Annotated in this window: 14 protein-coding genes; 7 read left to right on the forward strand and 7 right to left on the reverse strand. The window is 68.9% G+C overall.

Going from position 1 to position 14993, the window contains the following annotated elements; all coding sequences use genetic code 11:
- Positions 1-86: 86 nt before the first annotated feature.
- The 3 genes from AB0I66_RS19995 to AB0I66_RS20005 all read right to left on the reverse strand — a co-directional run bounded on the left by AB0I66_RS19995 (position 87) and on the right by AB0I66_RS20005 (position 3329).
- On the reverse strand, positions 87-284 hold the full coding sequence (locus AB0I66_RS19995) for a YbdD/YjiX family protein (RefSeq protein WP_363209191.1): 198 nt from the start codon (positions 282-284) through the stop codon (positions 87-89).
- A complete protein-coding gene (locus tag AB0I66_RS20000) occupies positions 281-2434 on the reverse strand; it encodes a carbon starvation CstA family protein (protein ID WP_363209192.1) in 2154 nt (717 codons plus the stop codon). The genes AB0I66_RS19995 and AB0I66_RS20000 overlap by 4 nt, the downstream gene beginning before the upstream one ends.
- Positions 2435-2531: 97 nt before the next feature.
- The gene (locus AB0I66_RS20005; RefSeq protein WP_363209406.1) at positions 2532-3329 is read right to left on the reverse strand and encodes a GntR family transcriptional regulator; all 798 of its coding nucleotides are present in this window, start codon (positions 3327-3329) and stop codon (positions 2532-2534) included.
- 274 nt (positions 3330-3603) lie between these two features.
- On the opposite strand from AB0I66_RS20005, the gene AB0I66_RS20010 reads away from it, so the two are divergent.
- From AB0I66_RS20010 to AB0I66_RS20025, 4 genes are all read left to right on the forward strand, one after another.
- Positions 3604-4878 carry an extracellular solute-binding protein gene (locus tag AB0I66_RS20010; protein WP_363209193.1) on the forward strand — a complete coding sequence of 425 codons (1275 nt, stop codon included), beginning with the start codon at positions 3604-3606 and terminating at the stop codon, positions 4876-4878.
- 107 nt (positions 4879-4985) lie between these two features.
- Positions 4986-5966: a sugar ABC transporter permease gene (locus tag AB0I66_RS20015; RefSeq protein WP_363209194.1), complete on the forward strand. Its 981-nt coding sequence runs from the start codon at positions 4986-4988 to the stop codon at positions 5964-5966.
- A 53-nt stretch (positions 5967-6019) separates the two neighbouring features.
- A complete protein-coding gene (locus tag AB0I66_RS20020; protein WP_363209407.1) occupies positions 6020-6826 on the forward strand; it encodes a carbohydrate ABC transporter permease in 807 nt (268 codons plus the stop codon).
- Positions 6827-6833: 7 nt separating this feature from the next.
- Positions 6834-8330, forward strand: a complete 1497-nt coding sequence (locus tag AB0I66_RS20025) for a glycoside hydrolase family 3 protein (RefSeq protein ID WP_363209195.1) — start codon at positions 6834-6836, stop codon at positions 8328-8330.
- Between the two features lie 153 nt (positions 8331-8483).
- On the opposite strand, the gene nagB is transcribed toward AB0I66_RS20025, so the two are convergent.
- Together nagB and AB0I66_RS20035 are read right to left on the reverse strand one after the other, a co-directional pair.
- Entirely contained in the window at positions 8484-9269 is a 786-nt protein-coding gene (nagB, locus tag AB0I66_RS20030; RefSeq protein WP_363209408.1) for a glucosamine-6-phosphate deaminase, read from the reverse strand.
- Positions 9270-9484: 215 nt separating this feature from the next.
- The gene (locus AB0I66_RS20035) at positions 9485-10255 is read right to left on the reverse strand and encodes an SDR family oxidoreductase (protein WP_363209196.1); all 771 of its coding nucleotides are present in this window, start codon (positions 10253-10255) and stop codon (positions 9485-9487) included.
- Between the two features lie 93 nt (positions 10256-10348).
- On the opposite strand from AB0I66_RS20035, the gene AB0I66_RS20040 reads away from it, so the two are divergent.
- On the forward strand, positions 10349-10966 hold the full coding sequence (locus AB0I66_RS20040) for a TetR/AcrR family transcriptional regulator (RefSeq protein WP_363209197.1): 618 nt from the start codon (positions 10349-10351) through the stop codon (positions 10964-10966).
- A 292-nt stretch (positions 10967-11258) separates the two neighbouring features.
- Positions 11259-12725: a PAS domain-containing sensor histidine kinase gene (locus AB0I66_RS20045; RefSeq protein WP_363209409.1), complete on the forward strand. Its 1467-nt coding sequence runs from the start codon at positions 11259-11261 to the stop codon at positions 12723-12725.
- Between the two features lie 178 nt (positions 12726-12903).
- On the opposite strand, the gene AB0I66_RS20050 is transcribed toward AB0I66_RS20045, so the two are convergent.
- Together AB0I66_RS20050 and AB0I66_RS20055 are read right to left on the reverse strand one after the other, a co-directional pair.
- Positions 12904-13161 carry a WhiB family transcriptional regulator gene (locus tag AB0I66_RS20050; protein WP_016639615.1) on the reverse strand — a complete coding sequence of 86 codons (258 nt, stop codon included), beginning with the start codon at positions 13159-13161 and terminating at the stop codon, positions 12904-12906.
- A 318-nt stretch (positions 13162-13479) separates the two neighbouring features.
- Positions 13480-14448 carry a diacylglycerol kinase family protein gene (locus tag AB0I66_RS20055; protein ID WP_363209198.1) on the reverse strand — a complete coding sequence of 323 codons (969 nt, stop codon included), beginning with the start codon at positions 14446-14448 and terminating at the stop codon, positions 13480-13482.
- A 92-nt stretch (positions 14449-14540) separates the two neighbouring features.
- Between AB0I66_RS20055 and AB0I66_RS20060 the strand changes: the two genes are divergently transcribed.
- A complete protein-coding gene (locus AB0I66_RS20060; protein WP_363209199.1) occupies positions 14541-14993 on the forward strand; it encodes a hypothetical protein in 453 nt (150 codons plus the stop codon).

The following is a 14993-nucleotide window of genomic DNA, read 5'->3' on the forward strand; positions in this document are numbered from 1 at the left end:
ACGTGCGGGAAATCTAAGCGAGAGGATTGATCTATGGAACCCCCGTCCGGATACCGGACGCGCCGATGTGCCCGTTCAGTTCGGGATCAGCAGCAGCGGAATCCCTGCCTCGGGTCTGACTCCTGCCGGTCCGTCCGCATTCGCTCGAACTCCCTCCGGGACGGGACGGATGACCCGGGATGTGTGTTCCGCGCGTGCTCCACATAGCGGTCGTACGCGGACTCATCGGTCAACTCTCGCGCGTACCACCGCACCCAGCGCAGTCCGCGCAGCACCCACGTCATGACGGGACCTGCGCGTCGTCGGAAGACCTCGCCTTCGCCGCCGCCAGTTCGGCCTTCTCCTCCGGTGTCGCGATGAGCCCGGCCGGTGCGGTCAGCTTCGACTCCACGTACGGCGCCTCGCTCAGCTTGGACGCCTGCGGGTCGCGGACGTGCTTCACGCAGATGCGTGCCGCGTCCGCGATCACGATGACGATGAGCAGGGCGAGCGCGGCCGTCAGGACGCCGTCCACCGTGGAGTTGGTGACGACGGTGTGCATGTCGTCCATGGTCTTGGCGGGCGGCAGGATCTTTCCTTCGTCGATCGCGTCCTGGTAGTTGGAGCGCTGCTGGAAGAAGCCCACACGCGGGTCGCTGGAGAACACCTTCTGCCAGCTCGCGGTGAGGGTCACGGTGGCATCCCAGACGAGCGGGACGCCGGTGATCCAGGCCCACTTGAGACGCCCGGACTTCACCAGGAGCACGGTGCAGACGGCGAGCGCGACCGCGGCCAGGAGCTGGTTGGAGATGCCGAAGATCGGGAAGAGCTGGTTGATCCCGCCGAGCGGCTCGTGCACGCCCACCCACAGGAAGTAGCCCCACAGGCCGGTGACGACCGCGCTCGTGATGATGAGCCCGGGCTTCCAGCTGACGTTCCTGAAGGGCTTGTAGACGTTCCCGAGCATGTCCTGCAGCATGAACCGGCCCACGCGCGTGCCGGCGTCGAGCGCCGTGAGGATGAACAGCGCCTCAAACATGATCGCGAAGTGGTACCAGAACGCCTTCATGGAGCCGCCGGTGACCTTCGAGAAGATCTCGGAGACACCGACCGCGAGCGTGGGCGCGCCGCCGGTGCGCGAGAGCAGCGAGGACTCCTCGACGTTCTTGGCCGCCTGCGCGAGATCCTCGGGGGAGATGGAGTACCCGAAGTTCGCGACCGCCTGGCTCGCGGCCTGGACGTTGTCCCCGATGACGCCCGCGGGGGCGTTCATCGCGAAGTACAGCCCGGGGTCGATGATGCTCGCCGCGACGAGCGCCATGACCGCGACCGACGACTCCATGAGCATGGAGCCGTAGCCGATCATCCGGATCTGCGTCTCCTTCTGGACCATCTTCGGGGTGGTGCCCGAGGAGATCAGCGCGTGGAAGCCGGACAGGGCCCCGCAGGCGATGGTGATGAAGACGAACGGGAAGAGCGACCCGGCGAAGACGGGCCCGTCGCCGCGTGAGGCGAAGTCGGTCACCGGGTCCATCTTCATCGTCGGCAGCGTGATGACGACGCCGAGCGCGAGCAGCAGGATCGTGCCGATCTTCATGAACGTGGAGAGGTAGTCGCGCGGCGCGAGCAGCATCCACACCGGCAGGATCGAGGCGATGAAGCCGTACGCCACCAGCCAGATGACCAGCGTCGAGGGTGCCAGGGTGAACGTGTCCGCGAGCGACGACTCGGCGACCCAGCGCCCGGCGACCAGCGCGAGGAGCAGCAGGCCGATCCCGATGAGGGAGACCTCGCTGACCCGCCCTGGGCGCAGGATGCGCAGGTAGAAGCCCATGAACAGCGCGATCGGAATCGTCATCGCGATGGAGAAGGTGCCCCACGGCGAGTCCGCGAGCGCGTTGACGACGACGAGCGCGAGCACCCCGAGCAGGACGATCATGATGGCGAACGCGGCGAGCAGCGCGGCGGCCCCGCCGAAGGGGCCGATCTCCTCGCGCGCCATCTGGCCGAGCGACTTGCCGTCGCGCCGGGTGGAGAAGAACAGGACCACCATGTCCTGCACGGCGCCCGCGAAGATCACCCCGACGATGATCCAGATGGTGCCGGGCAAGTAGCCCATCTGCGCGGCCAGTACGGGTCCCACCAGCGGCCCGGCTCCCGCGATCGCCGCGAAGTGGTGGCCGAGCAGGACGCGGCGGTCGGTCGGGTGGAAGTCGATGCCGTTGTCCAGGCGCTCGGCCGGGGTGGCCCGCTTCTTGTCGACCCTCAGGACACGGTCGACGATGAACTTGGAGTAGAAGCGATAGGCGATGGCGTACGAGCCGAGGGCCGCCGCCACCATCCAGGCGGCCGACACCTCCTCGTCGCGCGAGAGGGCGAGCACGGTCCAGCCCGCGGCGCCCACCAGCGCGACGAGGGACCAGATGACGATGGTGCGGGGATTCGCTGTGCGCACAGACTCGTCCTCCCGTTCATCATGCGATGACGGGAGGAACGTAGAGCAGCACGGTGATCTGCGCCAGACCCCGGAAGGGTTCTTGAAGGGGAGTGGGTCAGTCCGTGGGGCGCTTGAGGCGTGCCACGAACTTGTAGCGGTCGCCGCGGTAGACCGAGCGGACCCACTCCACGGGCTGGCCGCCGCCGTCCAGGGAGTGCCGCGACAGGAGCAGCATCGGCAGGCCCACGTCCGTGCCGAGCAGGCCGGCCTCGCGCGGGGTCGCCAGGGAGGTCTCGATGGTCTCCTCGGCCTCCGCGAGGTGGACGTCGTACACCTCGGCGAGTGCGGTGTAGAGCGAGGTGTACTTCACCAGGGAGCGGCGCAGGGCCGGGAAGCGCTTGGCGGAGAGGTGCGTCGTCTCGATGGCCATCGCCTCGCCGTTGGCCAGGCGCAGGCGCTCGATCCTGAGCACCCGGCCGCCCGTGCTGATGTCGAGGAGGCCGGCGAGGGTGTCGTCGGCGGTGATGTATCCGATGTCCAGGAGCTGCGAGGTGGGTTCGAGGCCCTGGGCCCGCATGTCCTCGGTGTACGAGGTGAGTTGCAGCGCCTGGGAGACCTTCGGCTTGGCCACGAAGGTGCCCTTGCCCTGGATCCGCTCCAGGCGGCCCTCGACGACCAGTTCCTGGAGGGCCTGGCGGACCGTCGTGCGCGAGGTGTCGAACTCGGCGGCCAGGGTGCGCTCGGGAGGGACCGGGGTGCCGGGCGGCAGGGTCTCCGTCATGTCGAGCAAGTGCCGCTTCAGGCGGTAGTACTTGGGCACGCGCGCGGTGCGGCCGACCGCCGCGGCCGCGCCGGTCTCCGGGGCCGGGGACGTGCCCGCCTCGGTGTCCGTACTCCCCGCCTCGGTGCCCATGGCCCGCCTTCCTGCTGCCGTCACCGGCTCCTCCGTCTGTCGCGGCTCACATCGTGGCACGTACCGGGCCGGGCTTACTGTGCCCGCTCAGGTGTCGGTCCGATAACGGACCCGACAGCCCTTCTTATACACCCTTGACACCCCTAAAGGTCTAGGCCAAGCTCCCCGTACTGGTCTACACCATTAAAGACCAGGTTCCAGTCCCACGGGCAGATCTCGGTCCATTTGGTCGCTGCGGGTGGGGGGTTGACTGGCATCCCTTGAGGAGGGTGACGTGAAGCGCAAGCTCATAGCGGCCATCGGTGTCGCGGGCATGTTGGTCTCGATCGCGGCCTGTGGCAGCGACGACGGCGATGACAAGAAGGCCGGGGCGGACGGCTTCAAGGGGGAGACCCTGACGCTCTGGGCGATGGACGGCTCCACGCCCGACAGCTGGACCAAGGAAGTCAAGGCCGCCTTCGAGAAGAAGACCGGCGCCAAGCTGAATCTCGAGATCCAGCAGTGGAACGGCATCCAGCAGAAGCTGACCACGGCCCTCTCCGAGGAGAACCCGCCGGACGTCTTCGAGATCGGCAACACCCAGACCGCCGCGTACGCCAAGACCGGCGGCCTCGCCGACCTCAGCGACCTCAAGGAGGGCGTCGGCGCCGACTGGACCGAGTCGATCAACAAGTCCTCGGTCGTGGACGGCAAGCAGTACGCCGCCCCGTGGTTCGTCCTGAACCGTGTCGTCATCTACAACAAGAAGGTCTGGGCCGACGCGGGCATCAAGGAGACGCCCAAGACCCGCGCCGAGTTCCTCAAGAACCTCAAGACGATCGAGTCCAAGACGGACGCCGAGCCGATCTACCTGCCGGGCCAGAACTGGTACCACTTCGTCGGCCTGACCATCGGTGAGGGCGCCGAGCTGGTCAAGAAGGACGGCGACAAGTACGTCTCCAACCTGGCCGACCCCAAGGTCGCCAAGGCCATGAAGACGTACAAGCAGTTCGCGGACCTCTCCAAGGCCCCCAAGAACAAGGACGAGGCCACCCCGCAGCAGGCCGAGGTCTTCGCCAAGGGCAAGACCGGCGCCTTCATCGGCATGAGCTGGGAGGCCGCGACCGCGATCAAGGCCAACAAGAAGATCGAGAAGGACATCGGTTACTTCACGATCCCCGGCGCCACCGCCGACAAGCCCGAGGGTGTCTTCCTCGGCGGCTCGAACCTCGCCGTGGCCGCGACCAGCAAGAAGCAGGAGCTCGCCAAGGAGTTCCTGAAGATCGCGCTGAACGACAAGTTCGAGGGTGCGCTCGCCAAGGAAGGCGGCGTCATCCCGAACAAGCAGGCCCTGGAGGCCCAGCTCAAGGGCAACCCGGCCGCCGAGGCCATGGCCCCCGCGACCGCCGGTGGCGGCACCACCCCGCTGATCCCGGAGTGGGCCGCGGTGGAGAACCCGCCGAACCCGATCAAGAACTACATGACCGCGGTCCTGAACGGTAAGTCCAACGACGCGGCCGCCAAGCAGGTCGAGGGCGAGCTCAACAAGCGCCTGTCGCAGAAGCAGTAAGGGCGCGCTCCTGCCGGGGCCCCCGGGCCCGGGGTGTCTTCACCCCCGGGCCCGGTGCCCCGGTTCAGCGCTGCGTTCCGCGATGCCCACGAAAGAGATGGCGAAGCATGACCGTGCAGACCGAACGGCCGCCCTCCGGCCCGACGGAGGATCTGAAATCGGACAGTCGGCCGGCGGATCCGGGTAAGCCCCGCACGGGGGCCCGCTCGCTCGCGCCCTATTTGCTGCTGCTCCCGGCGCTCGTGGCCACCCTGCTGTTCCTCGGCTGGCCGCTGGTCAACAACGGGATCCTGTCGTTCCAGAACCTCAACATGAGGCAGTTCATCCTCCACCTCACGGAGTGGAACGGGATCGACAACTTCAAGGAGGTCCTCAGCGGCGAGGACTTCTGGCGGGTCACAGGACGCTCGATCGCGTTCACCGCGGTCAACGTCGTGCTGATCATGGTGATCGGCACCCTGGTGGGCCTGCTGCTCGCCCGGCTCGGCAAGCGGATGCGCACGTTCCTGCTGATCGGCCTCGTGCTCGCCTGGGCCATGCCGATCATCGCCTCGACGACCGTCTACCAGTGGCTGTTCGCCACGCGCTTCGGCGTCGTCAACTGGGTCCTGGACAAGGCCGGCTGGCACTCGATGGCCGACTACGACTGGATGGGCAGCCAGTACTCCACGTTCTTCGTGGTCATCACCCTGATCGTCTGGCAGTCGATCCCCTTCGTGGCGATCAACCTGTACGCCGCCACGACGACGATCCCCAAGGAGCTCTACGAGGCCGCGTCGCTCGACGGCGCCGGCGCCTGGAAGCGCTTCACGAACGTCACGCTGCCCTACCTGCGGCCGTTCCTCTACGCGACGACGTTCCTGGAGATCATCTGGGTCTTCAAGGCGTTCGCGCAGGTCATGGCGCTCAACGAGGGCGGCCCGGACCGGCTCACCGAGATCCTGCCCGTCTACGCCTACATCGAGGGCATGGGCAACCAGCACTTCGGCATGGGGGCGGCCATCGCGCTGCTCACCATCGTCATCCTGCTGGCCCTGACCGCCTTCTACCTGCGGATCGTGCTCAAGCAAGAGGAGGACGAGCTGTGACGCGCACTGCTCCTGGTACTGCTTCCGGTACTGCTGCGAAGAGGTTCGGCCGCATCTGGCCCAACGCGGTGGCCGTCGTACTCTTCATCGGCTTCGTCTTCCCGGTCTACTGGATGTTCGCCACGGCCTTCAAGCCGACCGGCGACATCATCAGCGAGGACCCGGTGTGGTTCCCGACCGACGCGACGTTCGAGCACTTCAAGACGGCCGTGAACGCCGACCACTTCTGGACGATGGTCGGCAACTCCCTCACCGTCACGGTCCTCGCCGTGCTGTTCTCGCTGATCATCGGCCTCGCGTCGGCGTTCGCGCTCGCCCGGATGCGCTTCAAGGGCCGCAAGGGCTTCATCATCGGCTTCATGCTGGCCCAGATGGCGCCGTGGGAAGTCATGGTCATCGCGATCTACATCATCGTGCGCGACGCCGACATGCTGAACAGCCTCGTACCGCTCACCCTCTTCTACATGGTGATGATCCTGCCCTTCACGCTCCTGACGCTGCGCGGCTTCGTCGCCGCGGTGCCGCGCGAGCTGGAGGAGTCGGCGATGGTCGACGGCTGTTCACGGATGCAGGCGTTCCGCCGGGTGATCCTGCCGCTGCTCGCACCTGGCCTGATGTCGACCTCGCTGTTCGGCTTCATCACCGCCTGGAACGAATTCCCGCTCGTCCTTGTCCTCAACAAGGAGGCGGAGGCCAAGACGCTCCCGGTGTGGCTGTCCGGCTTCCAGACCGCCTTCGGCGACGACTGGGGCGCCACCATGGCCGCCGCCTCGCTCTTCGCCATCCCGATCCTCGTCCTCTTCGTCTTCCTGCAGCGCAGGGCCGTCAGCGGTCTGACCGACGGTGCCGTGAAGGGATAACCGCCATATGACGACACTCACCAGCCCCACCGACACCCTGACCCGCGACGCCCTGACCGTCCTGCAGCCCGGCTTCGTCGGGACCAGCGCGCCGGACTGGCTGCTGCGCAGGATCGGTGAAGGGCTCGCCTCGGTCGGTCTCTTCGGCCGCAACATCGCCTCGCCCGAACAACTGGCCGCACTGACGGCCCAGTTGCGGGCCGAGCGCTACGACGTCCTGGTCGCCATCGACGAGGAGGGCGGTGACGTGACCCGCCTGGAGGTCCGCTCCGGCTCCTCCTTCCCCGGCAACCATGCCCTCGGCGCGGTCGACGACACGGGCCTCACCCGTGACGTGGCCGCCGAGCTGGGCCGCAGGCTCGCCGCGTGCGGCGTCAACCTCAACTGGGCGCCGTCCGCCGACGTCAACTCCAACCCGGACAACCCCGTCATCGGCGTACGGTCCTTCGGCTCCGACCCGCTCCTGGTGGCGCGGCACACCGCCGCCTACGTGGAGGGGCTGCAGTCCGCGGGCGTCGCCGCCTGCACCAAGCACTTCCCGGGGCACGGCGACACCGCGGTCGACTCGCACCACGACGTGCCGCGCATCGGGGTGGACCCCGAGGTCCTTCGGGCGCGTGACCTCGCGCCGTTCCGGGCCGCGATCGCCGCGGGCTCGCGTGCGGTGATGAGCGCCCACATCCTCGTCCCGTCCCTGGACGCGGAGTACCCGGCGACGCTCTCGCGCCGCATCCTGACGGGCGTCCTGCGCGAGGAACTCGGCTTCGACGGGCTGATCGTCACCGACGGCATGGAGATGCAGGCCATCTCCGCCACCTACGGCATCGAGCGCGGCAGCGTCCTCGCCATCGCCGCGGGCGCCGACGCGATCTGCGTGGGCGGCGGCCTCGCGGACGACGACACGGTCCTGCGCCTGCGGGACGCGCTGGTCGGGGCCGTCCGCTCGGGCGAGCTCTCCGAGGAGCGCCTCGCCGACGCGGCCACGCGCGTACGGGCCCTCGCCCACTGGACTTCGGTGTCGGGCGCGGCCGAGCGTTCGGGGGGCGCGCCCGGCACCGAGATCGGCCTGGTCGCGGCCCGCCGCGCCCTGACGGTCACCCGGGGCGAGTCCTACGCGGCCCCGCTCACCGAAGCTCCGTTCGTCGCCGCCTTCACCCCGATGGCCAACATCGCGGTGGGCGACGAGACCCCGTGGGGCGTGGCCGCGGAACTGCGACGCCTGCTCCCGGGCACGGAGACGGGCAGCTTCACCGGCCCGGACGCGGGTGCGCTCGCGCTGAACGAGGCGGGGGAGCGGCGCATCGTGGCCGTGGTCCGCGACGCCCACCGCCACGCGTGGATGGCGGAGGCCCTGGACACCCTGCTGACCGCCCGCCCCGACACGATCGTGGTCGAGATGGGCGTCCCCAAGTCCGCCCCCACAGGCTCCCTCCACATCGCCACCCACGGCGCGGCAAGGGTATGCGGCCTGGCAGCTGCAGAGGTGATCACGGGCACCCCGTAGGCGGGCGCCCGCAGGGGGCGCCTCACAAGGGGCGCGGGGAACTGCGCGCTCAGCCCCCATGCACCCGCAGGTATGGCTACAGACAAAGAGGTGCCGGGCCCACCCCCAGCAGGGGGCAGGCCCGGCACCTTCGCTCAAGGCCCAGGGATCCGGTTAAAGCCCCTGCCAGGCAGGCTTCGCCGCATACGTGGCCCGGAAGTACTCCCCAAGCTTCAACTTCGAGGCCGCCGCCTCGTCCACGACGACCGTCGCATGCGGATGCAACTGCAGGGCCGAGGCCGGAACCACCGCGGCCACGGGACCCTCCACCGTCGCGGCCACCGCGTCCGCCTTGCCCTCACCGGTGGCGAGCAGCACCAGATGCCGCGCCTCCAGGATCGTCCCGATCCCCTGCGTGATCACGTGGTGCGGCACCTGCTCGATGTCCCCGTCGAAGAAGCGCGCGTTGTCCACCCGCGTCTGCTCCGTCAGCGTCTTGATCCGGGTGCGCGAGGCGAGCGAGGAGCACGGTTCGTTGAACCCGATGTGCCCGTCCGTGCCGATCCCGAGCAGCTGGAGGTCCACCCCGCCGGCGTCCGCGAGCGCCTGGTCGTACGCCTCGCAGGCCGCCTGCACGTCCCGCGCGCTGCCGTCGGGCCCCATGAAGGACTTCTCGCTGAGCCCGAGCGGCTCGACGACCTCACGCAGCACCACGGAGCGGTAGGACTCGGGATGCCCGGCGGGCAGCCCCACGTACTCGTCGAGCTGGCAGATCCGCGCCCGCGAGGCATCCACGGCACCGGAGCCGACCTTGGCGGCCAGGGCTTCGTAGATGGGCAGCGGGGTGGATCCGGTGGCGACACCGAGCAGGGCGTCAGGCTTACGGCGCACCAGGGCGGCCATGGCCTCCGCGATGAGCTCGCCGCCTGCCTTGGCGTCCGGGACGATGACAACTTCCACGCTGGGCCTGCCGATCTGGAGGGGGGACACGCGGGCCCGGGAGAGAGCCCACGGGGGAACTATTGGTCTATGTGGTATAGACCAATCTAGCAGAGCTGACCCGCCGTGGCCCAGGTTCTCGGCCCCGGCAGCACGAAGTCCCCGCGTCCCATGCTCGGCTCTGCGCCCGCCCCCCGCCTGTCGAGCAACCGCCCCCGCAATCGAGCGACCGCGATCTACGCCAGCGACCCTCCCGTCACGTCCAGCCACTGCCCCGTGACCCAGCGCCCGTCGTCCGACGCGAGGAACGCGACGGCGTCGGCTATGTCCGCGGGGGTGCCGACCCGGCCGAGCGCCGACATCGCCGCCGCGCCCGCCCACGCGTCCTTGTTCTCGTCGCCGCGCAGCCAGGCGGCGTTGACGTCCGTGTCCACGATGCCCGGCGCCACCGAGTTGACCGTGATGCCCCGGGGGCCGAGGACCTTGGAGAGGTTCCGAGTGAACACGTCCAGGGCGCCCTTGGTCATGGCGTACGTCAGGATCTCCGGCATGACCGCGGCGCGCGAGAGGCCCGACGAGATGTTGATGACCCGCCCGCCGTCCCGCAGCCGCCGCTCGCCGAGCTGCGTGATGAAGAACGGGGCCTTCGCGTTGACCGCGAACAGCCTGTCGTACTCCGCGTCGTCCGCCTCGGAGAAGGGGCGGGACGTGCCGATCCCCGCGTTGTTCACCAGGATGTCCACGCCGTCGGCATGCCGGTCGAACTCCGTCCACAAGGCCTCGGCGTCGCCGGGGACGCCCAGCTCCACGCCGAGGGCGAAGGCGGAGCCCCCCGCCGCCTCGATCGCCGCGACCGTCTCCTTCGCGGCCACCTCATTGCTGCCGTAGTGCACGGCCACCCGTGCCCCGTCCCGCCCCAGCCGCTCGGCGATGCCCCGCCCGATGCCACGGCTGCCACCCGTGACCAGCGCCGTCCTGCCCGCGAGCTTCCCTGCAAGCGCACCCATGAGAGCCGCCCCCAATTTCTCTAGTGGTCGTTACAGAAAGAACCGTAGCCCACCCCGCGCAGTTTTTCTAGCGGCCGCTATACAATTCACTCCATGGCGACGAAACAGCGCGGCCGCCCCCGCTCCTTCGACCGCGAGACGGCCCTGGAGCAGGCCCTGCGCACCTTCTGGGATCAGGGGTACGAGGCGACGTCGGTCGCGGACCTCACCCGGGCCATGGGCATCGGCGCCCCCAGCATGTACGCGGCCTTCGGCGACAAGCAGTCGCTGTTCGAGGAGGTCGTGCTGCTGTACGGGCAGACGCACGGTTCCTTCGGCGAGCGCGCCTTCGCGGAGGAGCCGACCGTCCGCGGCGGAGTCGCGCGGATGCTGCACGAGGCCGCCGACAAGTACACGGAGGCCGGGCACCCGCACGGCTGCCTGGTCATCTGCGCCGCGACGAACTGCACGACGCCCGAGATCGAGGCCGGCCTGCGCGAGCGGCGCAACGCGAACATCAGCTCCATCGAGTCCCGCATAAGGGCCGCCGTCGCCACGGGCGAGCTCCCCCCGCAGACCGACGCCCCTGCCCTGGCCCGCTATACGGGCGCGGTGCTCCAGGGCATGTCCCAGCAGTCCCGCGACGGCGCGAGCCGACAGGAGCTGGAGGCGGTCGCCGAGCTGGCCATGAGGGTCTGGCCTGAAGTACAACAAACATCTGCCGACGCATAGACACAGGTGAATGGTCTAGTCCACAATGCGTTGGTAAAAGCATCCGCCCTTCCCGCACAGGAGGGTGGACCGAGGAACCGGCACTCTCTGCCCTGACCGTGTCGGATCCTCCGATCGGCCGTCCGGTACCGCACATTCCGGTGGTCGGTGTTCCTGAAGGGCTGCGGTGCCGTGGGTGGGTTGAGGGTCCCGCCCTGGCGCCGCGGCTCGTCGGGAAGGCGCCGCGGCTCGTCGCGAATCTCCCGGAGCGGACCCGCCGGACCTGCCAGGTACGCTCGCACACGTGCCCTCCATGAACGACCTCGTACGCCAGCACACCGCTCTCGGTGACTCCGATCTCGAGTGGCTGCATCTGCTGGTCTCGGAGTGGCAGCTGCTCTCCGACCTCTCCTTCGCCGACCTCGTGCTGTGGGTTCCCACCCGCGACGGCACCCGCTATGTCTCCGTGGCGCAGATGCGGCCGAACACCGGCCCCACCTCCTACCAGGACGACATGGTCGGCCACCTCGTCCCGCGCGGCCGCCGCCCGCTGCTCGACGCCGCCCTGGACGAGGGCCGCATCGTGCGCGAGGGCGACCCCGAGTGGCGCGAAGAGGTCCCGGTGCGCGTCGAGTCCATCCCCGTACGCAGGGAAGGCCGCGTCCTCGGCGTCATCGCGCGCAACACGAACCTGCTCACGGTGCGCACCCCTTCGCGCCTCGAACTGACCTACCTCCAGTCGGCGTCCGACCTGGCCCAGATGATCGCGGCGGGGTCCTTCCCGTTCCCCGGCCAGCAGGTCGACATGGACGCGTCCCCGCGCGTGGGGGATGGTCTGCTCCGCCTCGACGCCGACGGCATCGTCCAGTACGCGTCACCCAACGCGCTCTCCGCCTATCACCGCCTCGGCCTCGCCGCCGACCTGGTCGGCCACCACCTCGGCACGGCGACCGCCGAACTCGCACCGTCCCGCGGCCCGGTCGACGAGGCGCTCGCCAAGGTCGCGAGCGGCTGGGCGCCCCGCGAGTTCGAGATCGAGGGCGGCGACGGCGTGATCCAGCTCCGCGCGATCCCGCTCAAGCCCAAGGGCCCGCGCATCGGTTCGCTCGTCCTGCTCCGCGACGTCACCGAACTGCGCCGACGCGAGCGGGAGTTGATCACCAAGGACGCGACCATCCGGGAGATCCACCACCGGGTGAAGAACAACCTCCAGACGGTCGCGGCCCTGCTGCGCCTCCAGGCACGGCGGATCGACTCGGCCGCCGGACGCGAGGCGCTCGAAGAGGCCGTACGCCGGGTGGGCTCCATCGCGATCGTCCACGAGACGCTGTCCCAGAACCTGGACGAGCGCGTGGAGTTCGACGAGATCGCCGACCGCGTCCTCGCGATGGTCGCCGAGATCTCACCCGGCAAGGTCACCGGCCGGCGCACCGGACGCTTCGGCATCCTGGACGCCGAGGTCGCGACACCGTTGTCGATGGTCCTCACGGAGGTCCTGCAGAACGCCCTGGAGCACGGCTTCCAGGAAGGCGACACCGGAACGGTCGAGGTCTCCGCCGTGCGCGGCGGCACCAGCAAGGACGCCCGGCTCCTCATCACCGTCCAGGACGACGGCGTCGGCCTGCCCGAGGGATTCGACCCGCACCGCTCGGGCAACCTCGGCCTGCAGATCGTCCGCACCCTGGTCGAGGGCGAGATGGGCGGCACCTTTGACATGGTGCGCGCCCCGGAGCGCGGCACGCAGGTCGTCCTCGACATCCCGGTGCGCGCCGACAAGTAGCAATGCGCGCCGACAAGTAGCAGACGGAAAGCAGTGAGCCCCGGACCGAAGTGGTCCGGGGCTCACTGCTCACGTTGCGTTGCGCATCGGGGGGTACTGCGCGGCTGCGGCTCGGGGGCGGGAGATGCGTACTCGCTGTACGCGCCGCCGGGCTAAGGCTCGTTAGGGGGCGTGAGCGTCAGGCGCTTGCCTGGCGTGCACGGTTGCGAGCGGCACGGCGCTTCATTGCGCGGCGCTCGTCCTCGCTGAGGCCACCCCAGACGCCGGAGTCCTGGCCGGACTCGAGCGCCCACTGCAGGCACTGCTCCATGACGGGGCAGCGGCGGCAGACGGCCTTGGCTTCCTCGATCTGCAGCAGCGCAGGACCGGTGTTGCCGATGGGGAAGAAGAGCTCGGGGTCTTCCTCGCGGCAAACGGCGTTGTGACGCCAGTCCATGGCTGCTACCTCTCCTTGGTATTACATGCAGGTTGCTTGTGAATGTGAACGCTTTCACGAATCCCTCGACGACGGAAGGGACGTTCGTCACATACGCGACGATGTCCTATGCGTTGAGGAGGGGGTTCTGGCGGTCTGTGGGGCCGATGTTGCGGGCCGTCCCGATCGCCATGTAGAGATTCGCAAACCTCGGCGGCGGATACAACCCCTTCCGGAAAGTTTTTTTTGATTCCTCAGTGTCGACTGGGTCACAGCCGTACTTCCATGGGGTGGACCCTGGCCTAAACGTTCGAGTGAAAGGACTTTGGGCCCTTCTACTCACACAATCACACGCAGTGCACGGCGAACGCCTGTGAACGTCACGCTCGTGCGCAGCCCCAGGTGGTCACCGTCCATCTGAAGGGGGAGCGGCACCTTCGAATGCAAGGTGAAGTTGGTGAGGTCATGGAGCGTAACTGCGTGCTTGCCGTGAGGTCCGCGATCCGGCGTCGAGGTCAGGAGCTGGGTCCCGTACCGGGCCACCGCCGTGGTGGAGAGCTTGCTCAGACCGAGCACGTCCAGGCCCGTGTCGAAGGAGGCCTGCGGGGACGCGTACATCGGGCGATTGCCCAGGTAGGTGTACGGAGAGGTGTTGCAGACTATGGAAAGGACAAGATCGCTGACGGGGTCCATGCCGGGCCGTTCCAGCGTGATCATCCCGTGTCTGCGGTGCGGCTCGTCGAGGAACTGACGGACCACCTGGCGCAAATACAGCGCATGCGTGGACCGCTTGCCGCGTTCCCTCTGTTGTTCGACCCGGCCGACGACTCCGGCGTCGAAGCCGAAGCCGGCGGCGAAAGTGAACCAGTGTGCGGGGATCGTCTCGTCCTCGGTGCCGGGGGTCCCGGCCAGTCTGCCGAGGCTCACCGTCCGTTCGCTTCCCTCACGCAGCGCGTCGAGGAGTGCGCCGGTCGCCTCCACGGCGTCGTTGGGCAGACCGAGGGCGCGCGCGAAGACGTTGGTGGACCCGCCGGGGACGACGGCCAGGCGCGGCAGCCGCTCCGGATCGGGTCCGTTGTGCAGCAGGCCGTTGGCGACCTCGTTGACCGTGCCGTCCCCGCCGAGGGCGACGACCAGCTCGATGTCCTTGCTCTCCGCGGCCTGTTTGCCGAGGTCCCGGGCATGGCCGCGGTACTCGGTCGTGACCGCCTCGAGCTTCATCTCGCTCGCCAGCGCATGGATCAGTACGTCACGCGTGCGCGCGCTGGTGGTGGTTGCCGCCGGGTTGACCACAAGGAGTGCACGCATGCGAAGCAGAGTACCCAGCCCTCTCTGCCCGACACAGACCGAGGGGTCGGACCCAAGGCCGGGGCACGGACACGCACAGCTACCCTGCAAGGGTGAGCACTGAGCGGAACCCCACCCCCGAAGCACCGGAGCCCGGCCCGCGTCCCGGACGTCTGACGGCCGCCGCGGCCCTTGCCGCACTGGAGGGCGTCGCCCTCATCGCCGCCGGCGTCTACATGCTCGTGATGGGCCTCGCGGGTGACCCCGACAACCCGGAACAGGCCACGACGGGCGGCGTCACGCTGATCGTCCTCGCGCTCCTGCCCCTGCTCGCCGCACGCGGTCTCCTGCTCCGCCGCGGCTGGAGCCGGGGGCCCGCGATCATCACGCAGATCATGGCGCTGCCGGTGGCCTGGCAGCTGCTGCAGGCCGACAGCATGGCCATTCCGGCGGGCATCGCACTCGCGGCCGTCGCGGTCGCCGCGCTCGTCCTGCTCGTCAATCCCGCCACGACCGAGGCCCTCGGCATCAAGGGCCCGGGGAACGCACAGGACGACGTGAAGTAG

The sequence above is a fragment of the Streptomyces sp. NPDC050439 genome, from assembly GCF_040655335.1.
Lineage (GTDB): Bacteria > Actinomycetota > Actinomycetes > Streptomycetales > Streptomycetaceae > Streptomyces.